The 22,102-nt window shown below is 70.1% G+C and carries 25 protein-coding genes; 15 read left to right on the top strand and 10 right to left on the bottom strand.

The window, feature by feature from the left end; genetic code table 11:
• The first annotated feature begins 221 nt into the window (after window positions 1-221).
• The 5 genes from E1288_RS06535 to E1288_RS06515 all read left to right on the top strand — a co-directional run bounded on the left by E1288_RS06535 (window position 222) and on the right by E1288_RS06515 (window position 5,317).
• Complete coding sequence (locus E1288_RS06535; RefSeq protein ID WP_132482232.1) at window positions 222-611, top strand: hypothetical protein; 390 nt, start codon at window positions 222-224, stop codon at window positions 609-611.
• 397 nt (window positions 612-1,008) lie between these two features.
• Window positions 1,009-2,835: an LCP family protein gene (locus tag E1288_RS06530; protein ID WP_132482230.1), complete on the top strand. Its 1,827-nt coding sequence runs from the start codon at window positions 1,009-1,011 to the stop codon at window positions 2,833-2,835.
• Between the two features lie 99 nt (window positions 2,836-2,934).
• Window positions 2,935-3,582, top strand: coding sequence for a phosphate signaling complex protein PhoU (phoU, locus tag E1288_RS06525; protein WP_132482228.1), 648 nt, complete (start codon window positions 2,935-2,937; stop codon window positions 3,580-3,582).
• Window positions 3,583-3,733: 151 nt separating this feature from the next.
• On the top strand, window positions 3,734-4,573 hold the full coding sequence (locus E1288_RS06520; RefSeq protein ID WP_132482226.1) for a helix-turn-helix domain-containing protein: 840 nt from the start codon (window positions 3,734-3,736) through the stop codon (window positions 4,571-4,573).
• A 186-nt stretch (window positions 4,574-4,759) separates the two neighbouring features.
• Window positions 4,760-5,317, top strand: a complete 558-nt coding sequence (locus tag E1288_RS06515; protein WP_132482224.1) for a Uma2 family endonuclease — start codon at window positions 4,760-4,762, stop codon at window positions 5,315-5,317.
• Window positions 5,318-5,360: 43 nt separating this feature from the next.
• Here the strand turns inward: E1288_RS06515 and E1288_RS06510 are convergent, their stop codons facing one another.
• Window positions 5,361-6,170 (bottom strand): helix-turn-helix domain-containing protein, encoded by an 810-nt coding sequence (locus E1288_RS06510; protein WP_132482222.1) that lies wholly within the window; start codon window positions 6,168-6,170, stop codon window positions 5,361-5,363.
• A gap of 106 nt (window positions 6,171-6,276) precedes the next feature.
• On the opposite strand from E1288_RS06510, the gene E1288_RS06505 reads away from it, so the two are divergent.
• Window positions 6,277-6,633 carry a nuclear transport factor 2 family protein gene (locus E1288_RS06505; protein WP_132482220.1) on the top strand — a complete coding sequence of 119 codons (357 nt, stop codon included), beginning with the start codon at window positions 6,277-6,279 and terminating at the stop codon, window positions 6,631-6,633.
• 57 nt (window positions 6,634-6,690) lie between these two features.
• Here E1288_RS06505 and E1288_RS06500 read toward each other — a convergent pair whose 3' ends face one another.
• Both E1288_RS06500 and E1288_RS06495 read right to left on the bottom strand, forming a co-directional pair.
• Entirely contained in the window at window positions 6,691-7,584 is an 894-nt protein-coding gene (locus E1288_RS06500; protein WP_132482218.1) for a TIGR03564 family F420-dependent LLM class oxidoreductase, read from the bottom strand.
• Window position 7,585: 1 nt separating this feature from the next.
• Window positions 7,586-8,470, bottom strand: a complete 885-nt coding sequence (locus E1288_RS06495; RefSeq protein WP_165968006.1) for a zinc-binding dehydrogenase — start codon at window positions 8,468-8,470, stop codon at window positions 7,586-7,588.
• 87 nt (window positions 8,471-8,557) lie between these two features.
• Here E1288_RS06495 and E1288_RS06490 point away from each other — a divergent pair, with 87 nt between their 5' ends.
• A complete protein-coding gene (locus E1288_RS06490) occupies window positions 8,558-9,145 on the top strand; it encodes a TetR/AcrR family transcriptional regulator (RefSeq protein ID WP_207954214.1) in 588 nt (195 codons plus the stop codon).
• Window positions 9,146-9,221: 76 nt separating this feature from the next.
• On the opposite strand, the gene pstB is transcribed toward E1288_RS06490, so the two are convergent.
• From pstB to mshD, 5 genes are all read right to left on the bottom strand, one after another.
• On the bottom strand, window positions 9,222-9,998 hold the full coding sequence (gene pstB, locus E1288_RS06485) for a phosphate ABC transporter ATP-binding protein PstB (RefSeq protein ID WP_132482216.1): 777 nt from the start codon (window positions 9,996-9,998) through the stop codon (window positions 9,222-9,224).
• A gap of 10 nt (window positions 9,999-10,008) precedes the next feature.
• Window positions 10,009-10,923, bottom strand: a complete 915-nt coding sequence (gene pstA / locus E1288_RS06480; RefSeq protein WP_132482214.1) for a phosphate ABC transporter permease PstA — start codon at window positions 10,921-10,923, stop codon at window positions 10,009-10,011.
• Window positions 10,920-11,975 carry a phosphate ABC transporter permease subunit PstC gene (gene pstC, locus E1288_RS06475; RefSeq protein WP_132482212.1) on the bottom strand — a complete coding sequence of 352 codons (1,056 nt, stop codon included), beginning with the start codon at window positions 11,973-11,975 and terminating at the stop codon, window positions 10,920-10,922. Before pstC ends, pstA begins: the two co-directional genes overlap by 4 nt.
• Before the next feature lie 70 nt (window positions 11,976-12,045).
• On the bottom strand, window positions 12,046-13,161 hold the full coding sequence (gene pstS, locus E1288_RS06470; RefSeq protein ID WP_132482210.1) for a phosphate ABC transporter substrate-binding protein PstS: 1,116 nt from the start codon (window positions 13,159-13,161) through the stop codon (window positions 12,046-12,048).
• A gap of 218 nt (window positions 13,162-13,379) precedes the next feature.
• Window positions 13,380-14,333 (bottom strand): mycothiol synthase, encoded by a 954-nt coding sequence (gene mshD / locus E1288_RS06465; protein ID WP_397527796.1) that lies wholly within the window; start codon window positions 14,331-14,333, stop codon window positions 13,380-13,382.
• Window positions 14,334-14,445: 112 nt separating this feature from the next.
• On the opposite strand from mshD, the gene E1288_RS06460 reads away from it, so the two are divergent.
• Entirely contained in the window at window positions 14,446-15,675 is a 1,230-nt protein-coding gene (locus E1288_RS06460; protein ID WP_132482206.1) for an APC family permease, read from the top strand.
• Between the two features lie 315 nt (window positions 15,676-15,990).
• Here E1288_RS06460 and E1288_RS06455 read toward each other — a convergent pair whose 3' ends face one another.
• Window positions 15,991-16,734 carry a winged helix-turn-helix transcriptional regulator gene (locus E1288_RS06455; protein ID WP_132482204.1) on the bottom strand — a complete coding sequence of 248 codons (744 nt, stop codon included), beginning with the start codon at window positions 16,732-16,734 and terminating at the stop codon, window positions 15,991-15,993.
• A 187-nt stretch (window positions 16,735-16,921) separates the two neighbouring features.
• Between E1288_RS06455 and E1288_RS06450 the strand changes: the two genes are divergently transcribed.
• The 7 genes from E1288_RS06450 (at window position 16,922) to E1288_RS06425 (ending at window position 21,210) form a co-directional block, all read left to right on the top strand.
• Entirely contained in the window at window positions 16,922-17,680 is a 759-nt protein-coding gene (locus E1288_RS06450) for an alpha/beta hydrolase (protein ID WP_132482202.1), read from the top strand.
• A gap of 48 nt (window positions 17,681-17,728) precedes the next feature.
• On the top strand, window positions 17,729-18,532 hold the full coding sequence (locus E1288_RS06445) for an LmeA family phospholipid-binding protein (protein WP_132482200.1): 804 nt from the start codon (window positions 17,729-17,731) through the stop codon (window positions 18,530-18,532).
• Window positions 18,529-18,972 (top strand): TlpA family protein disulfide reductase, encoded by a 444-nt coding sequence (locus E1288_RS06440; RefSeq protein ID WP_132482198.1) that lies wholly within the window; start codon window positions 18,529-18,531, stop codon window positions 18,970-18,972. Before E1288_RS06445 ends, E1288_RS06440 begins: the two co-directional genes overlap by 4 nt.
• A 386-nt stretch (window positions 18,973-19,358) precedes the next feature.
• The gene (locus E1288_RS50315; RefSeq protein ID WP_350945149.1) at window positions 19,359-19,433 is read left to right on the top strand and encodes a putative leader peptide; all 75 of its coding nucleotides are present in this window, start codon (window positions 19,359-19,361) and stop codon (window positions 19,431-19,433) included.
• Between the two features lie 110 nt (window positions 19,434-19,543).
• Window positions 19,544-19,993, top strand: coding sequence for a DUF4395 domain-containing protein (locus E1288_RS06435; RefSeq protein ID WP_132482197.1), 450 nt, complete (start codon window positions 19,544-19,546; stop codon window positions 19,991-19,993).
• Window positions 19,994-20,023: 30 nt separating this feature from the next.
• Window positions 20,024-20,872, top strand: a complete 849-nt coding sequence (locus tag E1288_RS06430; RefSeq protein WP_132482195.1) for a sulfurtransferase — start codon at window positions 20,024-20,026, stop codon at window positions 20,870-20,872.
• Window positions 20,873-20,910: 38 nt separating this feature from the next.
• Window positions 20,911-21,210 (top strand): DUF1416 domain-containing protein, encoded by a 300-nt coding sequence (locus E1288_RS06425; protein ID WP_132482193.1) that lies wholly within the window; start codon window positions 20,911-20,913, stop codon window positions 21,208-21,210.
• A gap of 64 nt (window positions 21,211-21,274) precedes the next feature.
• Here the strand turns inward: E1288_RS06425 and E1288_RS06420 are convergent, their stop codons facing one another.
• Entirely contained in the window at window positions 21,275-22,021 is a 747-nt protein-coding gene (locus E1288_RS06420; RefSeq protein WP_132482191.1) for a class I SAM-dependent methyltransferase, read from the bottom strand.
• Between the last annotated feature and the right edge of the window lie 81 nt (window positions 22,022-22,102).

The raw sequence follows: 22,102 nt of genomic DNA, 5'->3' as shown, positions 1-22,102 counted from the left end.
GAAACGTTTACTCCGGTCAACCTGCATAGCACAGTTGGCCGCATTCGACGAGGTCCAGGGCGTGATCGTGCACTGATTGTGAAGAAATTGTCGCCCACTATCGTCAATTCGGGCGATCGGCCGTACTATCTCGTAGGCGCCGACCGATACGCGTCGGGGGGTATCGAGCGCGTCGGCAGTAGTCGTAGACCGTTGGCTTTCGCAGGTGGGAGGGAAAACGCGTGCCGCAAGACCCCCGGCATGGCGAATTCGGGCACCGGCGTTCCCGCCCCGACGAGGACGTCGCCGACAACGCCACCGCCGCTTCGACCGGTCGACGCAGGCGCGCATTGAGCGACGACGGCACGGGCGGCACCCGCGTCATCGACCTGCTCTCCAAGCACGGCAAGGCCCCGGGCAACGGCTCCAACCACCGGCGCGCCGCCGAGCCGGAACCCCCGCAAGCACCCCAGGCACCGCAGCCGCCGCAGGCGTCGAAACCGCGCCGCGCCGCGCGACCGCCCCAGAACATCCCGCCGGGCCCGGCGGAGCAGTCGGACCCGCGCGGCTGGACCGCGCCGGAGGGCGCGTCGCGCCGCTCCCGCCCCGCGCCGCCGCCGCGCGCGCCCTGAGGGCCCTGCGCAGCCCGCCGACGGCCCTCCGGGCCGCGCTCGCCCGAACCTCGGCGGTGCCGCCGCAGCGTTCGCCGGCGGAGCGGCCGCGCGCAATGGCGCCCCCGCCGACCTCCCGACTCGCAACGGCGCCCCCGCCGACCTCCCGACTCGCAACGGCGCCCCTGCAGAGCCGCCTGTTGGCCGCAATGGCGCCCCAGCAGAGCCGCCTGTTGGCCGCAACGGCGCACCGGTCGAGCCGCCCGCCGGCCGCAACGGTGCTCCCGTAGAGCCGCCCGCCGGCCGCAACGGCGCTCCGGTCGAACGGCCGGGTCGCAACGGCGCCCCGGTAGAGCCACCGGCCCGCAACGGCGTGCCGGAGCGGCCCGTCGGCAACGTCGCTCCGATCGAGCCGCCCATGCGCGGCGGAGCCCCCGGCCAGCCGCCCGCCCGCAACGGCGCGCCCGCCGAGCCTCCCGCTGCCGAGCCGACCCGAATAACCCAGGCGCTGACCGGCGAGGCCGCCCCCGCGCCCGCCAAGCCGCCGCGCCGCGCCCCGCGCCCCGCTGCGGGCCGCCCGGTGCCGCCTCCGGTGAACGAGGACCTGGAAGCCACCACCCAGCACCCGGCCGTGCCCGCGGGCCCGCCGCAGGCCGAGAAGACCGCGATGGTCGCGCGCCCCAAGCGGGACGACAAGACCACCATCGCCAAGCCGGTGGCGCCGCCGACCTCGGACGCCGAGGAGACGGCGATCGTCGCGCCCGCCGAGCTCGACGGCCTCGACGACTTCGACGACTTCGATGACCTGGACGACGTCGACGACCTCGAGGACGCCGACGAGCCCGGCGAGACGGGCGAGGAGCGCAAGAACGACATCAAGGAGATCGACGCCACGCTGGCGCGGTTCTCCGCGGTCCACGACGAGATCGCCGCCGAGGAAGAAGCCCGGCGCAAGAAGTACTCGTGGCTGCTGGGCAAGCGCCGCGAGCCGGAGCTCGGCACCGACATCCCGTTCGACTTCGTCGAGGGACGCGACGGCCAGTCCCGGATGGAGTGGAAGAAGAAGCAGCGCAAGCGCCGCACGAACCTGATCGTGATGGCGGTGGCGATGGCCGCGTCGCTGACCGTGTTCCTAACCCTCGGCATCGCCTGGGGCGCCACCACGCTCTGGGGCCCGCCATCGGTCCAGGCGCTGGACCCGAACTCGGATTCCATCAAGGAGATCGCGAAGCAGACCGGCGACCAGAACTTCCTGCTGGTCGGCTCGGACACCCGGGCGGGCGCCACCGCCGAGGACGGCGTGGGCAGCGAGCAGGACGAGCCCGGGGCGCGCTCGGACACCACGATCATCGCCCACATCCCGGCCGACCGGAGCCGGGTCGTGCTGGTGTCGTTCCCGCGCGACCTCAAGGTCGACCGGCCCACCTGCGAGCGCTGGGACGCGACGACCGGCAAGTACACCGGCGAGCAGGTTCCGGCGGACAAGGGCGTGCGGCTGAACTCGGCCTACGCCGTCGGCGGTCCGCTGTGCACGACGAAGGTCATCCAGCAGATCTCCGGCCTGCGCGTGAACAGCTTCCTGGGCATCGACTTCCAGGGCTTCAAGTCCATGGTGGACGCGGTGCAGGGCGTCGAGATCTGCACCGAGAAGCCGATCATCGACTCCACGCTCGGCACCGTGCTTCCCCAGGCCGGCCGGCAGACCCTCACCGGCGAGCAGGCGCTGAACTACGTGCGCGCCCGCCACGTCAAGGGCGACCCGACCTCGGACTACGGCCGGATGCAGCGCCAGCAGCTGTTCCTGTCGGCGCTGCTGCGCAAGACGATGTCCAGCCAGGTGCTGCTCGACCCGGGCAAGCTCGGCGACTTCGTCAAGGCGGTCAGCGCGAACACCTTCGGCGAGAACATCGGCGTCGACCGGCTGATGGACCTGGGCCAGCAGATGCAGGGCCTGGACGCCAGCCGGGTGACCTTCATCACCGTGCCCACGACCGGCTACGCCGACGAGCAGGGCATGGAGGTGCTGCGGGAGGGCGACACCAAGTCGCTGTTCCAGGCGATCCTCGACGACGCCCCGATCATGTCGGGCAGCGGCGGGCCCGCGGCCGTCACCGCCACGCCCAGCGGCGGGGGTGCCGCGGCGGCGAACGGCCTGGTGCAGCAGCAGCCCGCGGACCCGAACCAGCCGCCGGCCGTGCCGGACGGGCTGTCCACGGTGAACGCCGGAACGGACCTCTGCGGCTGAACCGCTCCGAGCCGCGAGTACGGGTTCATCACGGCCCGTTCACCGCCGGTTCACCACAGGGCATTCTGTCCGATTCCGGCTGGAAGTACCCTGGTTGTCATGCGTGAGGTTTACCAGGAACAGCTCGGCGTGCTGGCCGATGAACTCGCTTCGATGTCGACCATGGTCGGCACCGCCATGGAGCGCGCCACCAAGGCTCTCCTGGAGGCCGACCTGTCGCTCGCCGAGCAGGTCCTCGACGAGGACGTGCAGGTGGACGAGGCACGGGCCCGCGTCGAGGAGCACGCCTTCGGCCTGCTGGCGCTGCAGGCGCCGGTGGCCGGCGACCTGCGCACGGTCATCTCCGCCATCCACGCCGCCGAAGACCTGGAGCGGATGGGCGATCTGGCGCTGCACGTGGCCAAGACCGCGCGCCGCCGCCACCCGAACGCCGTGCTGCCGCAGGACGTGCAGCCGTACTTCGCCGAGATGGGCCGGATCGCCGTCAAGCTGGCCGGCCGGGTCCGCACCGTGATCCGCACGCAGGACGTCGAGGCCGCGCGCGGGCTCGAAGAGGACGACGACGAGATGGACGACCTCCACCGCCACCTCTTCACCGTGCTGATGAGCCCGGAGTGGTCGCACGGGGTGGCGGCCGCGGTGGACGTCACGCTGCTGGGCCGGTTCTACGAGCGCTTCGCCGACCACGCCGTCTCGGTGGCCCGCCGAGTGGTGTTCGTCGTGACCGGAAAGATGCCGACCGGCTGAGCCATCGTCGCAGGTCACGAGCCACTTGGCCGGAAAAGTATTAATACTCGGTCTCAGTACTCGATGTTGCGATCGTCGTGTGCGATGCTCGTTCGGGTGAGAAGGTTCCGAACAGCTTCCGACGGGGTGTCCGGTGCGTAGGAGTCCGACCGTGCACCGACGGCGGCTGGGCAGCGAGTTGCGACGACTGCGCGAATCCGCCGGCCGCACGCACCGCGAAGTCGCCGCTCATCTGGACTGCTCCCAGGGCAAGATCAGCCAGATCGAACTCGGCCGGGTGCCGGTGCGCACCTCCGACGTGCGGCTGATGGCCGAGTTCTACGGCGCCACGACCGACCAGCTCTCGACGCTGGTGGACCTCGCGCAGGACTCCAAGCAGCGCGGCTGGTGGCAGCAGTACCCGAGCACCGCGCAGCGGCCCGGCCTGCAGACCTACCTCGGCCTGGAGACGTCGGCGAAGGCGGTCAGCTGCTACGGCTCGGATCCGCTGCCGGAGCTGCTGCAGACCGCCGAGTACAGCCGGGCCCTGCTGACCTCCGGCGCGCAGCCCTACGGGGCGGACGAGCTGCAGGAGCGGCTGACGGTGATCTCCACCCGGCAGCAGCGGCTGCTCGGGGAGAGTCCGCTGGAGCTGTGGGCGGTGCTCGACGAGGCGGCGCTGCGGCGCGCCGTCGGCGGCCCCGCGGTGATGCGCCAGCAGCTGGAGCACCTGGTGCTGCTGGGTTACCGGCGCAACGTCACGATCCAGGTGCTGCCGTTCCGCACCGGTGGGCATCCGCTGATGGGCGACCGGATCGCGGTGTTCTCCTTCCCGGACGACGCCGACCCGCAGGTCGTGCACCTGGGCGACTCGGCGAACTCCCGGTTCCTGGACAAGCCCGAGGACACGGCGGACTACCTCAAGTCCTTCGAGCAGGTCTGCACCCGCGCCCTGAACCCCAAGGACTCCAGCGCCTTCATCTCGGCCATAGCCGACGAATCCCCTGCCTAGCGCACGTTCGGTTTCCTCTGGTCAAATGCCATGCGCTGCACGTTCGGGCCGCTACCAGCGCCAAAAGGCACAGTACGGCCGCCAACACTCGGGCCTTTGCGTCGACGTCGCTTGCCGCAGCTGGGACACTGAGCCAGTGCAGAACCTTGCGGGTTCTGCACCTGCCAGCCAGGAAGGAGTCGAGCCGTGAGCCTCGCGCACGCCGTCCCCGCAGCGCTCGGGCCGCACACCGTGTCCGAGTGGCACGAGATGCCACAGCCCGGCAATGGGCGGCGGTTGGAGCTTCTGGCAGGCTGGTTGATCATGTCCCCTGCCCCGACCCGCCGGCACCAGCGCATCGGCGATCTCGTGCGCACCGTTCTCGAGGACACTTTCCCCGAGAACCTGGCGGTCACCGCCGCCGCGGTCGACGTTTCCACGCCCCGGCGCGACGGGCTGATTCCGGACGTCATGCTCATGACCCACGACACCGACGACGACCCGGCGCGAGCCGAAGACGTGCTCCTGGTCGTCGAAGTCTGGTCGGACGGCAATACCGCGCGGGAGCGGGTGGAAAAGCGCCATGCCTACGCAACAGCGGGCATTCCGTTCCTGTGGGAGATCACCTTCGACGCCACCACTGCCGAACTCGTCGGCCAACGCAACGACCACGGCCGATGGCTCGAACTCGACCGCCTCCCGCTCGGGCCTGACCCGATCGCGGTGACCGCCGCGCCGAAACCCCTCACGCTCGCACTGACCTGAGCCGGCGCGGCACAGCGGCCGACAGGAGTGAAGTCCCCCGATTTCAGGCAAATTCGGCGGATTCCGACCTGGATCGGAGGAAGTCCGCTGTGGACTGGTCTGCCGGGAAGAAGGACTCGATCGCCAGTTCCGCGACCGTCACGTCCAGCGGGGTGCCGAAGACCGTCGTCATGCTGAGCAGCGACAGCTCCCGGTCGCCGTGGCGGAGGCGCAGCGGCACCACGACATCGCTCGCCCCCGGTAGCTCGACCTCCGGTTCCGGCTGGTCGCACGGGTAGTCGCGGAGCTCCGCGAGCAGCTCGGCCAGGGCCGGGTCCGCGGTCGCCGCGGCCTGGCGGCGCAGCCGGCCGAGGACGTGGGCGCGCCACTCGCCGAGGTTGGCGATGTTCGGCGCCACGCCCTCGGGGTGCAGGCTCAGCCGGAGGACGTTCACCGGCGGTACCAGCAGATCCGCGGCCGCGCCTTCGAGGAGCAGCTCGACGCTGGCATTGCTCTCGACCAGCTGCCACGCCCGGTCGACGACCAGCGCCGGATAGGGCTCGTGCCCGGCGAGCACTTGGCGCAGCGCCGCTCGCACGGCCGCCAGCTCCGGCACGTCCAGGCCGCTCGCCGGGTAGGCCGGGGCGTAGCCGCCCGCCAGCAGCAGGCTGTTGCGCTCCCGCAGCGGCACGTCGAGCCGTTCGCTGAGCCGCAGGATCATCTCCTTGGTGGGCTTCGACCGGCCGGTCTCGACGAAGCTGAGGTGCCGCGTCGAGATGTCGGCGTCCAGCGAGAGCTGGAGCTGGCTCAGCCTCCGCCGCTCCCGCCATTCCCGGAGCAGCACACCCACCTGGCGCTGTTTCACCGTTGTCACACCACGACATTAGCCACCGGGGCCATTACCTCCCGGGTAATCGACGCGATGACCCCCGCATCGCACAGTGGTGCTCACCGAACCGCAGAACGGAAGGGTTTCCACCATGAACGAGCTCCTCGACCGCTACCTCGCCACCTGGAACGAGCGGGACGCCGACAAGCGCCGCGCGATGGTCGACGAACTCTGGGCCGACGGCGGCACCTACACCGACCCGCTGGCCGACGTGCGGGGCCGGGAGGCCATCGACGCGACGATCGCGGCGGTGCAGGCCCAGTTCCCGGACTTCGCGTTCCGCCCGGGCGAGGTCTTCGACGCCCACCACGACATCGCCCGCTTCACCTGGGAGCTCGGCCCGGCGGGCGGCGAAGCCGTGGTGATCGGCTTCGACGTCGCGGTCCTCGACGAGAACGCCCGGATCCGGGCGGTGCACGGCTTCCTCGACAAGGTCCCGGCGATGTGACGCGACCGGTCGTGAGTGGCTGTGGCCGCTCCAGCGACCATTGCCACTCACGACCGGTCAGGCCGCGCCGTTCAGGGCCGCCATGAGCCGCCGGGTCCGCCGCTGCTCCTCGTCGGCCCCGAAGGGCGCCGCGATGAGCTCGGTGGCTCCCGCCGCCGCGTAGCGGCGCAGCGCGCGTTCCACCGCCGCGTCGTCGCCGATGACGGCGACGTCCTCCGGGCCCGCGAGACCTTGGCGGTCCAGCACCGCCCGGTAGGCGGGCAGTTCGCCGGCGATCGCGAGTTGCGCGGCGAACCGTTCGCGAGCGTCGTCCACATCGGACACCACCGACACCGAGACCATCGCGACGACGCGCGGTTGTGCCGCAACCGCCCGGATCGTCGGCACGATGTGCTCGTCGAGAGCCCGCGGCCCGGCCCAGACCGTGATCGTGCCGTCCGCGAGCTCGCCCGCGATCCGCAGCATCGTCGGCCCCAGCGCCGACACCAAGAGCGACGGCGGCTCGGCGCCCGGGACCTCGACCCGCCCGGCCGCCCGCAGCGTCGCGCCGCGGAAGTCGACGGTTTCGCCGCGCAGCAGCGGCCCCAGCGCCGCCAGGTACTCCCGGACGTGCCGCGCGGGTTTGTCGTAGGAGTAGCCGAACTGGTCCTCGACGATCACCCGGTGGCTCGGCCCGATGCCGAGGTCGAGCCGACCGCCGGTGATCGCCTGCACCGTGAGCGCCTGACCGGCGAGCATCAGCGGATGGCGCGGATAGGTGGGCACGACCGCGGTGCCGAGCCGGATGCCCGGCACCTCCGCCCCGATCGAGGCCAGCGAGGTCAGCACGTCCCACGAGGCGTGCTGGCCCAGCCAGAAGCTCCCGAAACCGTCGGCCGCGGCGTCGCGAGCCACTGCCAGCAGTTCGCCGTGCGAGAGCTCCCGCTCGTCGACGCAAAGCCCGATCTGCATGTCAGCCCCTCACGTCCAGCACGGCCTTGCCCGAAACCCGCCGCTGCAGCAGCGCTTCGGCGGCCTCGTCGAGGCGTTCCCACGAGCCCCGCCAGCTGACCTCCGGCGAGATCCGGCCCGCCGCCAGCAGATCGGCCAATGTGGACAGATCTTCGGCGGGCGCGGCGACGTCGCCGAAGGTGTTCAGCGACTTCGACGGCCCGACCGCGAAGATCGAGTAGGGCTCGAAGACCGCCGGTTCGCCGGAGGTCCAGCCGATGTTCTGCACGCTCCCGCCCAGCTTGACCAGCTTCCAGGCGTCGACCAGCAGCTGTCCACCGACGTTGTCCAGCACCAGGTCGACCGGCCACACGCCGGTCAGGTCGGACACCACCTCGTGCGCGCCCAGCTCCGCCAGGCCGTCCTGCCTGTTGGCCTGTGCGATGACGTGCGCCCCGCCGATCGCCGCGAGCTGCACGGCGAAGCGCCCGACGCCGCCGGAAGCCCCCGTGATCAGGACCCGCTTGCCGAGGATCGGCGCGGTCCGCAGCGTGCGCAGCGCGGTCAGGCCCGCCATCGGCAGCGCCGCCGCGTCGGCCAGGTCCACCGCCGCCGGAACCTCCGCCACCGCGCCGGCGTTCACCGCCATGCGCTCCGCCCAGGCGCCCGCCCCGAAGGCGATCACCCGCGCACCGACCGGAGGGCTCCCCTCCGCCGCCCGCACGACGACGCCCGCGGCGTCGTAGCCGTGGACGGTGCCCGGGGCGAGCCGCCCGGCGAAGGCGATCTCGCCGTGGTTGAGCGAGATGTGGTGGACGTCGAGCAGCACCTGCCCGTGGTCCGGCTCCGGGACCTCGCCGAGGCGCAACTTCGCGGGTGCCGCCGGGTCGGCGACGAGTGCTCGCATGTTCCCTCCAAGCAGTAACCGGACCGTCGGTCCGTTTAATCGACGGTAGCATAGGCGGACCGACGGTCCGGTTCTTCAGGAGGGGATGTGCCGAAGCAGGAGCGAGCCGACGCGGCGCGCAACCGCCAGGCGGTGCTGGAAGCGGCCGAGCGGCTGCTGGCGGAGCGCGGCCACGTCTCGCTCGACGAGGTCGCGGCCGAGGCCAGGGTCGGCAAGGGCACGGTGTTCCGCCGCTTCGGCAGCCGCGCGGGCCTGATCAGGGAAATCCTGGAGGAGCGCTCCAGGGCGCTACGCGAGAACGTCACCACCGGGCCGCCGCCGCTGGGCCCGGGCGCGCCGCCCCACGAGCGGCTGATGGCGTTCCTGGCGGAGCTGACCGGCATCGGCGAGCAGAACGCCTCGCTCCTGTCGGCGCACGAAGCGGCCTGCGCCGACCACAAGCACGAAGACCCCAGCTACCGCTTCTGGGCCCAGCACATCGCGGACCTGATCACGGCGGAGCGCCCGGACCTGGACGCGGACTTCCTGAGCCACGCGATCCTGGCGACCTTCGACGCCGACCTGATCCGCCACATGCGGACCCGCGGCCCCGGCGCCTTCACGAGCGCAGTCCAATCCATGGTCACCGCACTGCTCGACACACCCCGAAAGCAACAAGACCCCAGTTTCAATTGAAACCAGGGTCCTGCTTCTGGCACCCACACCAGTTTCAATTGAAACTGGGACACCCGGGCAATTGAACCGGGGACGATCAGCCGAAGCGGCCGGAGATGTAGTCCTCCGTCGCCTTCTGCGTCGGGTTGGAGAAGATCTTGCCCGTCTCGTCGATCTCCACCAGCTGGCCCGGCTCGCCGACCGCGCGCAGGTTGAAGAACGCCGTCTGGTCGCTCACCCGCGCCGCCTGCTGCATGTTGTGGGTGACGATGACGATCGTGTAGTCCTGCTTGAGCTGCGAGATCAGGTCCTCGATCGCCAGCGTCGAGATCGGGTCCAGCGCCGAGCACGGCTCGTCCATCAGCAGCACGTCCGGCCGCACCGCGATCGCTCGCGCGATGCACAGCCGCTGCTGCTGACCGCCGGAGAGGCCGCCGCCCGGCTTGTTCAGCCGGTCCTTGACCTCTTCCCACAGGTTCGCGCCGCGCAGCGCCCGCTCCGCGACGTCGTCGAGCTTCTTCTTGTTCTTCTCGCCCGCCAGCTTCAGGCCGGCCACCACGTTGTCCCGGATGGACATCGTCGGGAACGGGTTGGCCCGCTGGAAGACCATGCCGATGGTCTTGCGCACCTGCACCGGGTCCACGTCGCTGGCGTAGATGTCCTCGCCGTCGAGCATCACCTTGCCCTCGACCCGAGAGCCCGGGATGACCTCGTGCATCCGGTTCAGCGAGCGCAGCACGGTCGACTTGCCGCAGCCGGACGGGCCGATGAACGCGGTGACGCTGCGGGCGGGCACCTGCAGGGTCACGTCCTGCACGGCGTGGAACTTGCCGTAGAAGAGGTTCAGGTCCTTGATGTCGAGACGCTTGGCCATGTTTCGGTCCCTACTTCGTCTTGATCGCGAGCAGCTTGGACAGCAGCGACGCGACAAGGTTGATCAGCATGATGACGAGCACGAGGGTCAGCGCGGCGCCCCACATCCGGTAGTCACCGGCCACCGTCCCGGTGCTGCGCTCCATGTAGATCACCAGCGGCAGCGACGCCATCTCACCTCCGAAGAGGTTGTGGCTGATCGAGCTCGAGTAACCCACCAAGATCAGCAGCGGCGCGGTCTCGCCGAGCACGCGCGCGAGGCCGAGCATCACGCCGGTCAGGATGCCGGACAGCGCGGTCGGCAGCACGATGCGCAGGATCGTCTTCCACTTGGGCACACCCAGTGCGTAAGACGCCTCGCGTAGCTCGTCCGGCACGATCAGCAGCATCGTCTCGGTGACGCGCACGACCACCGGCAGCATCAGCAGCACCAGCGACAGGGCCACCGCGAAGCCGCTGCGGCTGAACCCGAAGGTGGTGATCCACAGCGCGTAGATGAACAGGCCGGCGACGATCGACGGCAGGCCGCTGAGGATGTCGACCATGAAGGTCGCGATCCGCGCGAACCGGGACTCCCGGCCGTACTCGATCAGGTAGACGCCGACCATGATGCCCAGCGGCACCGAGATGACCGCGCACACCAGGCCCTGCAGCAGGGTGCCGATCAGGGCGTGGTTGATGCCGCCGCCGAAGTCGTTGGGCAGCAGCCCGTTGAACGAGTTCGTCCACCAGGTGGAGGCGAACATCGGCTTGAGGCCCCGCTCCAGCAGCGTCCACAGCACCCACAGCAGCGGGACCACCGCGACCACGAAGGCCGCCCCGAACAGCGTGGTGGCCAGGTTGTTCTTGAACTTCCGCCCGAAGCTGATGCGCTGGAACGCCGGTGGGGTGGCGAGCTGCTCCACGTCAGCGGTGTCGGTCCTCATGCTTTCCCCTTACCGCTGGAGTTCTCGATCCAACGGGCGAGCGCGTTGACCGCGAAGGTGATGATGAACAGCACCAAACCGGCCGAGATGTAGGCGCCGACCTGCAGGTTGTTGTTGAACTCCCCGGAGCCGAGCGCGATCTTGGAGGCGAAGGTGGCGCCGGCGTCGAAGACGCTGTAGTTCGGCGGCGCGGTGCTCATGCTCAGGATGATCGTCAGCGCGACGGTCTCGCCGAGCGCGCGCCCCAGACCGAGCATCGACCCGCCGATGAACCCGTTGCGGCCGAACGGGAACACCGTCGTGCGCACGACTTCCCACTGGGTGGCGCCGAGCGCCAGGGCGCCTTCGATGTGCATGTTCGGGGTGCGCTGGAAGACCTCGCGACTCACCCCGGTGATGGTCGGCAGGATCATCACGGCCAGCACGATGCCGGCGGTGAAGACGTTCGCGCCGGAGTCGGTCGGCGCGTTGCCGTCGGCGAAGATCGGGACCCAGCCGAGGTTCTGGTTCAGCCACAGCGCGACGGGCTTGAGCACCGGGCCCAGCACCAGGTAGCCCCACAGGCCGTAGATCACCGACGGCACCGCGGCGAGCAGGTCGACAATGTAGGCGAAGGGGCGGGCCAGGGCCCGCGGCGCGTACTGGGTGAGGAACAGCGCGATCCCGCAGGCGATCGGCATCGCGATGACCAGCGCGACCACCGAGCTGGCCACCGTGATCCAGGCCAGGTCGATGATGCCGAAGCTCATGTCGTTCGGGTTCGAGGTGTTCCACTCCCTGCTGAACAGGAAGTTCACCTGGTCGACCTGCAGCGCGGGGACGGCGCGGATCAGCAGGAAGATGCCGATCGCGGCGATGAGCGCGACCACGAACGCGCCGGAGGCGGTCGCAACCGTGGAGAACACCCGGTCGCCGATGCGGACCTTCGTGCCCGCGGTGGTTTCGGGAGCGGAAATGGGAGCCTCCGGTCCGGAACTGGGCGCCGAAGCGCCCCGCGGCGCACCGTTGTCGGTGTCCGCGGGGCGCTGATCGGCTCTAGTCGAGTCGGTCACTGCTGTTTGCAGCCTCTCACTTCGTCCGTTCGACCCTTGTTTCACCCTGGGTATGTGCGACCCGGGTTACTCACGAGATGGCGTTGACGGCAGTCAGGACCTTGTCCTTGAAGGACTCCGGCAGCGGCACGTAGCCGGCCTTCTCCAGCTCCGCCGGGTTGGCGTTGGCCGCGACCGTCAGGAACGCCTTGACGGACTTCGCGGTCTCCGCGTCGTAGCCCTTGGAGCAGACGATCTCGTAGGTGTTCAGCACGATCGGGTAGACGCCTGCGGCCTTGTTGCCGTAGATCGAGTCGAGGTTGACGCGCAGGTCGTTGCCCTCGCCCTTGATCTCGGCGTTCTCGATGGCCTTGCCGACGTTGGCGGTGGTCAGCTCGACCGGGCCGGCGCCGCTGTCGATCTTGGCGATGCTCAGGCCGAGGTTCTTCGGGAAGGACCACTCGACGTAGGTGATGCTGCCTTCGGTGGCCTTCACCGACTGCGCGACCTGGTCGCTGCCGTCGCGGCCCTGGCCGATGCCGGCGCCGCCCTGGAACTGCTTGCCCTTGCCGGTCCAGGTGCCGCCGGTGGCGGTGGTCAGGTACTTCTGGAAGTTCTCGGTGGTGCCGGACTCGTCCGAGCGGAAGAACGGCACGATGTCCTTGGCGGGCAGCTGCGCGTTCGGGTTCAGCGCCTTGATCGCCGGGTCGTCCCACTTCTTGACCTGGCCCTGGTAGATCTTGGCGATCACGTCGGCGTTGAGGGTCAGGTCGGTGACGCCGGGCAGGTTGTAGGAGATGGCGACCGGGCCGAACACCATCGGCAGGTTCCAGGCCGGGTTGCCCTGGCAGCGCTCGGCGGCCTTGGCGACCTCGCCCTTCTCCTCGCTCAGCGGCGAGTCGGAGCCGCCGAAGTCGATCTGGCCGGCGGTGAAGGCGGCGACGCCCTTGCCGGAGCCCGACTTCGTGTAGTTGAGCTTCTGGCCCGCGCACTTCAGGCCGTAGTCACGGGCGAAGACGTCCATGGCGTTCTTCTGCGCGGAGGAGCCCTCACCGGAGACCGGCTTGGTGCCGCACTCGACCTGGAGGGCGTCCAGAGCCGGGTTGCCGCCACCCTGCGGGGTGTTCTGGTCCGATCCGCAGCCGGCGAGCACGAGCGCGCCCGCGGCGAGAACGGCGAACGCAGCGCTGTGCCGCTTGATCTTCACTTCGTTCCTCCAGTTGGAAACCCTGCGGTTGCGCGGCCGAGCAGGCGCAGGCCCGTGTTTTGCCGCTCGCCAGGGACGCTAGGGAGTCGGGGTGGACGGCCTTCGCCATCGAAGTGAACGGGAGGTGAACAAGGCACGCTAAGTAAGCAGGCCCACAGTCGAACGGGGGATTGGCGGCCCGGTTCTCAGGTGACCCGGTGACTCAGGGCAAAGATCGATCAGCGCCCAAATTGCACGTCCGTGTCCCATTTCTCGAATCCCAACCGCTGGTAGACCTTGATGGCGGGCGCGTTGTCACCCTCGACGTAGAGCATCACCTGGCGGGATCCAGTGTCGCGGAGGTGACGCAATCCGGCCACCGTGAGTGACCGACCCAACCCGCCGCCCTGCGCGGCCGGATCGACGCCGACGACGTAGACCTCGCCCATGCCGCCGGGGTGGACCTTGGTCCAGTGGAAGCCCAGCAGCCGGTCCTTGCCGTCCACGGCGAGGAAGAACCCGGCGGGGTCGAACCACTCCTCGCGCTCCTTGGCCCGAAGGTCCTGCTCGGTCATGCCGCCCTGTTCGGGGTGCCAGGCGAACGCCCGATGGTTGACCTCGACCACGGAGGGTTCGTCCCGGCCGGCCCGGAAGGTGCGGATCCGCACGCCTTCCGCGAGCTCCGGCTCGGGCAGCTCCGGGGCGGCGAGGTCCCGGCCCATCCGCCACAGCTCGCGGGGCCGGCTGAGACCGAAGCGCTCGGCCAGCCGCACCGCGCCGGGGTGCTCGCCGTGCGACCAGATCCGCAGGCGGCCCAGGTCGGGCGCGGGTTCCGGGGAGAGCTCGGCGCGGTCCAGCAGCGCCTCGACCAGGCGGGCGCCGACGCCCTTGCGGCGGTGATCGGGGTGCACGGCCAGCTCGGCGACGAGCTGACCGGCGGTCTTCTCGTGCTCGGTGTCCAGGTGCGCGTACCCGATGAGGACGCTCCCGGCGTCGCGCACCACGAAGTGCTCGGAGCGCACGTCGGCCTGCACCGGCTCGATCTGGTGGATGACGTCGCGATGCGCCTTCAGTCGCAAGATCACGTGTTCGCCGACCGGGGCCACCCCGTCGGCCTGCTCGGCCTTGTCGAGGAGGGCCATGACCTCGGCCGCTTCACTGCTGTCCAGTCCGTTTCGCCAAGTCAGCTGCACGCCACCGACGTTACCCACGAACCTTGCGGTTGACGCGAGCAGAACGCTAAGACTTGTCCGCGAACTCCTCTCACCGGGCGGTGCAGGTGCCGAAACCCAGCAGGAACATCACGTGACCGAGCTCCGCCGACGCCTGAACACCGCGGACGCGGTGACGATCGGGCTGACGGCCATGATCGGAGCGGGCCTGTTCAGCGCCTTCGCCCCGGCGGCGGCAGCGGCCGGATCGGCCCTGATCATCGGCCTGGTCATCGCGGCGATCATCGCGTTCTGCAACGCGAGCAGCTCGGCGGTCCTCGCGGCCCGCTACCCGGCGGCGGGCGGCACCTACGTCTACGGCCGCGAACGGCTCGGCCCGTTCTGGGGCTACCTCGCGGGCTGGGGCTTCGTGCTCGGCAAGACGGCCTCGTGCGCGGCGATGGCCCTGACGGCCGCCGAGTACCTCGCCCCCGCCGCCGCCAAGCCCGTCGCCGCGGCGTTCGCCGCGGCTCTGGGCGCGGTGAACTACGTCGGCGTCACCCGCACCGCCAAGCTCGCTCGCATCCTGCTCGCGGTCACGCTCGCGGCGCTCGCGTGCACGCTGCTCGCGATCTGGCTCGGGGGTGCCTCGGCTGCCGCCTCGGCGTCCCCGTCGCCTGCGCCGCTGGGCGTCCTGCAGTCCGCCGGGCTGCTGTTCTTCGCGTTCGCGGGCTACGCCCGCATCGCGACGCTCGGCGAGGAGGTCCGCGATCCGCGGCGGACGATCCCGCGCGCGATCCCGGTCGCGCTCGGGATCGTGGTGTGCCTGTACTTCGTGGTGGCGGTTTCGCTGCTGGTGGCGCTCGGCCCGGCGGGCCTCGCGGCGTCGTCGGCTCCGCTGGCCGATGCGGTGCGCGCCGGCGGTTTGTCGCAGCTGGCGCCGGTTGCGGCGGTCGGCGCCGGGGTTGCCGCGCTCGGCTCGTTGCTCGCGCTGCTCGCCGGGGTGGGCCGGACGACGTTGGCGATGGCCCGGGAGCGCGATCTGCCCGCTCCGCTGGCCGCGGTGCACCCGCGCTTCGCGAGTCCGCACCGCGCGGAGCTGGTGATCGTCGCGGCTGTCGTCGTGCTGGTGCTCGTCACGGATCTGCGGGGTGCGATCGGCTTTTCGTCGTTCGGCGTGCTGGTGTACTACGCGATCGCCAACGCTTCGGCGTACACCTTGCCTAGCGACCAGCGCTGGTTCCCGCGCGCGCTCCCCGTGCTCGGCGTCGTCGGCTGCGTGGTTGTGGCGTTCGCGTTGCCGTGGGCCTCGGTGCTCAGCGGCCTCGCCTGCTTCGCGCTCGGCGCCGCCGTCTGGGCCTGGCGCCACCGCGCCCGCGCCTGACCTCGATCACCCCGCGTGGCCGTCGCTGGCCGCAGTCACCCTGGGCGGTCGCATTTCGCGAGAAGTTGACCATCATCCGAGCGCATGAAAATTTCTCGCGAAATTGTGCCCATCTGCGGCGAATCACCACCAAACAGTTCCGCAATGCGGAATTGAAGTTCGGAAGTTTCCGATTTTGCCTAAAATCGGACGCCCCAATTTTAGGCAAAATCGGGAACCCGGCACCGGACGAAGATCAACAATTCGACCGGGGATCGACCGGAATGCGCGAAGGCGCCTCCGGCCGGATCGGCCGGAGGCGCCTTCGCGGTTGGATCAGTACGCGTCGACCGTCTCGCGCTCGATCGCTTCGAGCTCCGGGTGCGCCTGCTCGGCCGCCCGCGCGGAGCCGCTGCGGCTCGGGCGGACGAACTTGTAGCCCACGTTGCGGACCGTGCCGATCATCGAGTCGTGCTCCGGGCCGAGCTTCGCGCGCAGCCGCCGCACGTGGACGTCGACCGTGCGGGTGCCGCCGAAGAAGTCGTAGCCCCACACCTCCTGCAGCAGCTGGGCCCGGGTGAACACCCGGCCCGCGTGCTGGGCGAGGTACTTGAGCAGCTCGAACTCCTTGTAGGTGAGCTCCAGCGCCCGCCCCTTCAGCCGCGCCGTGTAGGTCGCCTCCTCGATCACCAGGTCGCCGACGCTCAGCGAACCGTCGCCGCCGGAGCCCGCGCTGGTGCGCCGCGACACCAGCAGCCGCAGGCGGGCGTCGATCTCCGCCGGGCCGGTGGTCGGCAGCAGGATGTCGTCCACGCCCCACTCGGCGCTGATCGTGACCAGTCCGCCCTCGTTCACCAGGGCGACCACCGGCACGTCCCCGGCCGCCAGCAGGCGGCACAGGTCGCGCGCGCCGACCAGGTCGTTGCGGGCGTCGACGATGATCACGTCGTGCGCGCCGCCGGAGAGGATCGCGCCTGGATCTGCGGGCAGGGTGCGGACCCGGTGCGGCAGCAGCGCCAGCGCGGGCAGCACCGCTTCGCACTCGGATTCACTGGTAAGCAGGAGCAGTTCGGAGCTCATCAGAGGGGCCTCCGTCCCAAGGCGAGAAACACCGACGACCGGCGGGAGAGCGGCCATCCGCAATCGGGGGACGGCCCGGCGTCGTTGCCTGTGGATGGCAAGGAGAATAACCGAAATGCGGCGGAAAAACCCAGGTCCAACCGGCGGCATCACATTTGTGAACGGTGGGCGACCATTTGTTACGGGCATGTGTCGGGTGCGCCACGTCACGCTCACCGCCTCCGACGGCACGCCGCTGCGCGGGTTGCTCTACCCCGGCCCGGGCCTGCCTGCGGACCTCGGTTTCGTGGTCGGCCACGGCTTCACCAACCACGTGCGCAAGCCCGCCGTGCGGCGGGTGCTGGAACGGCTGGCGAGCCACGCCCCGGTGCTCGCGGTCGACTTCCGCGGGCACGGCCGCTCCGGCGGCCGCACCACCGTCGGGCCGGCCGAGGCGCTGGACATCGCCGCCGCCGTCGAGCGCCTCCGCGAGCTCGGCTGCCGCAAGGTGGTCACCGTCGGGTTCTCGCTGGGCGGCTCGGTGGTACTGCGGCACGCGGCGCTGTCCACGCCGCCGGACGCGGTGATATCGGTGAGCAGCCCGGCGCGCTGGTGGGTCCGCGATACACCCGCGATGCGCAGGGTGCACTGGCTGCTCGAGCAGCCGCACGGCCGCTGGAGCGCCCGGCTGCTCGGCGTCCGCCTCGCCCCGCCCTGGCCGGACGTGCCGATCTCGCCGATCGAACTGGCGTCGCGCATCCCGGTGCCGCTGCTGGTCGTGCACGGTGACCAGGACCACTACTTCCCGGTGGCCGATGCGGTGGCGCTCAGCGAGGCAGGCGGCGGCGAGTTCTGGCTGGTCCCGGGCATGCGACACGCCGAGAGCTCGACCAGCGCCGAATTGGTGGACCGCATCGCCGGCTGGGCGGCCGATACAGTGGGCCCACCCGATCGTGGTGGCCGCTAGGTCCCGAAGGCCACCGGCCCGCTGCCCCGACGAGAAACGGACCGCTCGGTGAAGAAGCTCGCCATCGCCCTCGTGATCATCGTCGGACTCCTGGTGGGCGCCGACTTCGGCGCTGCCGCGATCGCCGAGTACCAGGTGTCGAAGCGGCTCGCCGAGCAGATGCGGCTCCGCGAGAACCCGGACGTGCGGATCAACGGGTTCCCGTTCCTCACCCAGGCCATCGCGGGGAACTACCGCGACGTGCAGCTGGCCGCCAACGCGGTGCAGGTCGGGCAGCTCAACGAGGTCGGCATCGAGGCCGACCTGCACGGCGCGCGGGTGTCCACCGCCGACGTGATCTCCGGCACCGCCGACCACATCACCGTCGACCAGCTCATCGGCCGGGTGAAGCTGAAGGCCTCCGACATCGCGCGGCTGATCGGCATCCAGGACCTGACGATCGAGCCGGCCCCCAAGGACGCGCTGGCCGACGACGACGGCAACATCAGCAGCGCCGACGAGCAGCTCGCGGCGGGCACCGACGACACCAAGGCCGTGGTCCAGCTGGACGGCACCGTGAACATCGCGGGCTCCGACAACAAGGTGCGGGTCATCGCGGTCTTGTCCCTGGTCGACGACAAGATGAAGATCGAGCCGCGGAAGCTGGACCTGAACAACAGCGCGCTGGGCCGCATCGAGCTGCCGAAGCTGTTCGAGCAGTCGGTGCTCAAGCAGTTCAGCACCACCCTCGACCCGGGGATGCTGCCGTTCGAGATCAAGCCGACCGCGGTGCGCGTCGAGCGGGGCGCGCTGGTCATCGAGGGCATCGCCGAGAACGTCACCATCAACGCCGGCGGGGTGAGCACGGGGTGAACGCGGGTACCTGGGCACTGCTGATCGCCGTCGCCGTCGCCGCGGTGTTCGGCCTGGTGTGGCGGGCCAGGGAAGGCAAGGTGCGCAAGGCGACCGGCGGCGAGGAGAGCATGTTCGACAAGCTTCCCGAGGGCCTGCGGCAGCAGCTCGCCGACGCCCCGGACACCGACGCCAAGGTGACGCTGCTGCAGCTGTCCACCACGTTCTGCGCGCCCTGCCGGCACACCCGCATCCTGCTGTCCGACTTCGTCGGGCGCACCGAAGGCGTGCGCCACGTGGAGGTCGACCTCACGGATCACCCGGAGTGGTCGACGCCGCTGGGGGTGCACCGCACCCCGACGACGCTCGTGCTCGACGACGCGGGCCGGGAGCTGTTCCGCGTCGGAGGAGTCCCGCGCCGAGACGAACTCGCCACCGCCCTGCAACCCCACCTCGCGTGACCTCTGGCCCGCCTGGAGCTTCGCGGTTCGCGCTGGTCACGGGGCCGTGAGCGCTTTGGGTGCCATAGCGCCCCAAAACACTCACGGCCCCGTCCTCAACCGCCGCTGCGAAGCCGAACGCTGCCTGTCGAGGGCTGCCGCAAGCGGCGAAGCCGCTTAGCCCACCTACGCAACTCGCACCGCCGCGGGTTCTCAGACGTCGTCTGGCGAGGACAGCCCCGATGCCGTGTATTGGGCATACATAAATCGGGGATTCCACAGTCCAGACGACGTCTGAGGTTCCGCTACCCGCACCGCCATGCAAAACGAGCCTGGAAATCGATCCACGGCGTCTCACCCTTTGAACGACCTTCCCGCCGATCGGTCTAGCCGGTAACCTCCGATCCGTGCATGTACTGCTGACCCGGAGGCGCGCGGTGGATCTTTGCCGCGTGGGTAGCAGCCTGTGTTGCGGGCACTGACCGGGCGGTAGTACGTCTTGCACATCGCACGGCCGCGCCGCGGCTGGGGTGTGCTCTCCGAAACCGCCTGACGGACTCGGCAGTCGAAGTCCACTGAGTCAGGAGGCCCCATGTCCGCCGCAACGCTCGACCCGCGTGGCGTCCGCTTCACCGCCGCGATGACCAGCGTGATCCTCGCGCTCGGGCTGGTCACCGCGAGTTGGCGGGTGCTCGCAGCACAGATGGTGCTGTTCGGGATGTGCGCGTTCCTCGGAATGCGGCTCAACCCGTGGGGTTACGTGTTCCGGCAGGCAGTGCAACCGCGCCTCGCGCCCGTCGATCCGGCCGAACGCGAAGAACCGGCACCGGTCCGGTTCTCCCAGGGGGTCGGTTTCGCCTTCGCGCTGGTGGCCACCATCGGCTACGCCGCCGAGTGGACGGCGCTGGGCCTCGTCGCGAACGCGTTCGCCCTGGTGGCGGCGCTGCTCAACGCGGTGTTCGGCTACTGCCTCGGCTGCCAGATGTACCTCTTGCTCCGGCGCGTCGCGCCCGCCGGGGCGTCCACATCAGACACCCGCTGAACCACCGAAGATCAACGAAGGAGTCGCTCGATGAGCCGCGCAGAGGTCCTGGTTTCCACCGAGTGGGCCGAACAGAACCTGAACACCGCCGGCGTGGTGTTCGCCGAGGTGGACGAGGACACCACCGCCTACGACGGCGGGCACATCCCGGGCGCCATCAAGCTGGACTGGAAGAACGAGCTCCAGGACCACGTCCGCCGCGACTTCGTCAACCGCGAGGGCTTCGAGAAGCTGCTGTCCGCCAAGGGCGTCAGCAACGACGACACGGTGATCCTGTACGGCGGCAACAACAACTGGTTCGCCGCGTACGCGTACTGGTACTTCAAGCTGTACGGGCACGGTGACGTCAAGCTGCTCGACGGCGGCCGCAAGAAGTGGGAGCTCGACGGCCGCGAGCTGACCAAGGACGAGCCGAACAAGGCCGCGACCACCTACAAGGCGCAGGAGCCGGACACCTCGATCCGCGCGTTCCGCGACGAGGTCGTGGACGCCATCGGCAACAAGAACCTGGTCGACGTCCGCTCGCCCGACGAGTTCGCGGGCAAGCTGCTGGCCCCGGCGCACCTGCCGCAGGAGTCGGCGCAGCGCGCCGGGCACATCCCGTCGGCGATCAACGTGCCGTGGAGCAAGGCCGCGAACGAGGACGGCACCTTCAAGTCCGACGACGAGCTGACCGAGATCTACCAGGACGCCGGGCTCGACACGTCGAAGGACACCATCGCCTACTGCCGGATCGGCGAGCGCTCCTCGCACACCTGGTTCGTGCTCCGCGAGCTGCTGGGCAACGCCAACGTCAAGAACTACGACGGCTCGTGGACCGAGTACGGCTCGCTCGTCGGCGTCCCGATCGAAAACCCGGCCGAAGCGGCCAAGAACTGACCATCCCGGTCTCGTTTTCCAGGTGAGGAGAGTTGAGCATGAGCGGATGCGGAGCGCCGCAGCAGTCGGGCACGGCGGTCGCCGAGGACACCGACCAGGTCATCGTGACGGGCAAGGTGCGGGCCGGTAGCGCGCCGGTCGGCGGGGCTTTCGTCCGCCTGCTGGACTCCTCGGGCGAGTTCACGGCGGAGGTCGTCTCCTCCCCGGAGGGTGACTTCACCTTCTACGCCGCCCCGGGCGACTGGACGGTCCGGGCCCTCCACCGCGAGGGCAACGGCCAGGCCGCGGTCACCACCAGCGGACCGGGCGTGCACGCGGTGGACATCGCCGTCGCCTGAGTTCTTCCCAACGCGAAGGGCGCCCCGCACCGGTTCGGTGCGGGGCGCCCTTCGTCCACTGTGGTCAGCGGGCGGACTTGGACCGGAGGAGGGCGAAGGCCCGTTCGTCGCGGTCCTGGGAACGCGGGTCGGAGTCCTCCTGGCAGCCGACCGTCGTGAAGTCCACGACCTCCCAGCCGGTGCGGTCGAACAGCCGGCGCAGGCCCGTCTCGCTGAAGATCCAGAAGTTCGTCGCGTCGTTGTTGGCCTCGGCCGGGTCCAGCAGGTACGCCACCGGCAGCTGCTGGATCCGGGTGCCGTCCGGCGCGACCTGCGCGACCCGGGTCGACACGAAGCACAGGTCGGCGCGCTTGGCCAGCTCCTCCAGCACGAAGTACGGGTTCTTCAGGTGGTAGAGCAGGCCGAGGAAGAACACCGCGCCGTAGTGCTCGGCGGGCAGCCGGAACTGCGCGTCCAGGTCGATCTCGTGTACCTGCACGCCGGAGTCCAGCTCCTCGACGAGCCGGCGGGCGCCGCGCAGCCCGTTGAAGTTCGTCGGCGCGTTGTCGATCACGTCCACCTGGCAGCCCAGCTCGGCCTCCAGGAAGAAGCCGAAGTCGCCGTCGGCCGCGCCGATGTCCGCGATGCGGGTGCCCGCGATCCGGTCGAACACCGAGCGCTGCTCGCCGGTCAGCAGCACGTCCAGGTGGAAGATGTTCGCCATCGTGTCGTACGGGTACCAGCCGAAGTCGGCGGGCGCGATCTTGTCCTTGCGCGCCAGCAGATCCTCGCGGAAGGCCAGCGCCCGCTCGCGCAACGTCTCGAAGTCCATGTGATCCCCGTCCCTGCTGTCGGCCCGTCGCAGTTCGGCGCGGTATCCGCCCGCAGATCATGCCCGACGCCACACTCCGGA

The sequence above is a fragment of the Saccharopolyspora elongata genome, from assembly GCF_004348985.1.
GTDB classification, from domain to species: domain Bacteria; phylum Actinomycetota; class Actinomycetes; order Mycobacteriales; family Pseudonocardiaceae; genus Saccharopolyspora; species Saccharopolyspora elongata.
Note: the sequence above shows the minus strand (reverse complement) of the source record. Positions and strands in the feature narration are given on the sequence as shown.

Excerpts from the sequence above, each read along its gene's own strand:
- E1288_RS06530 (WP_132482230.1), top strand. The coding sequence starts at position 1,009 with ATGCGCGGCGGAGCCCCCGGCCAGCCGCCCGCCCGCAACGGCGCGCCC.
- phoU (WP_132482228.1), top strand. The coding sequence starts at position 2,935 with ATGCGTGAGGTTTACCAGGAACAGCTCGGCGTGCTGGCCGATGAACTC.
- E1288_RS06505 (WP_132482220.1), top strand. The coding sequence starts at position 6,277 with ATGAACGAGCTCCTCGACCGCTACCTCGCCACCTGGAACGAGCGGGAC.
- E1288_RS06500 (WP_132482218.1), bottom strand. The coding sequence starts at position 7,584 with ATGCAGATCGGGCTTTGCGTCGACGAGCGGGAGCTCTCGCACGGCGAA.
- E1288_RS06495 (WP_165968006.1), bottom strand. The coding sequence starts at position 8,470 with ATGCGAGCACTCGTCGCCGACCCGGCGGCACCCGCGAAGTTGCGCCTC.
- pstB (WP_132482216.1), bottom strand. The coding sequence starts at position 9,998 with ATGGCCAAGCGTCTCGACATCAAGGACCTGAACCTCTTCTACGGCAAG.
- pstA (WP_132482214.1), bottom strand. The coding sequence starts at position 10,923 with ATGAGGACCGACACCGCTGACGTGGAGCAGCTCGCCACCCCACCGGCG.
- E1288_RS06455 (WP_132482204.1), bottom strand. The coding sequence starts at position 16,734 with ATGAGCTCCGAACTGCTCCTGCTTACCAGTGAATCCGAGTGCGAAGCG.
- E1288_RS06450 (WP_132482202.1), top strand. The coding sequence starts at position 16,922 with ATGTGTCGGGTGCGCCACGTCACGCTCACCGCCTCCGACGGCACGCCG.
- E1288_RS06435 (WP_132482197.1), top strand. The coding sequence starts at position 19,544 with ATGTCCGCCGCAACGCTCGACCCGCGTGGCGTCCGCTTCACCGCCGCG.
- E1288_RS06430 (WP_132482195.1), top strand. The coding sequence starts at position 20,024 with ATGAGCCGCGCAGAGGTCCTGGTTTCCACCGAGTGGGCCGAACAGAAC.
- E1288_RS06425 (WP_132482193.1), top strand. The coding sequence starts at position 20,911 with ATGAGCGGATGCGGAGCGCCGCAGCAGTCGGGCACGGCGGTCGCCGAG.
- E1288_RS06420 (WP_132482191.1), bottom strand. The coding sequence starts at position 22,021 with ATGGACTTCGAGACGTTGCGCGAGCGGGCGCTGGCCTTCCGCGAGGAT.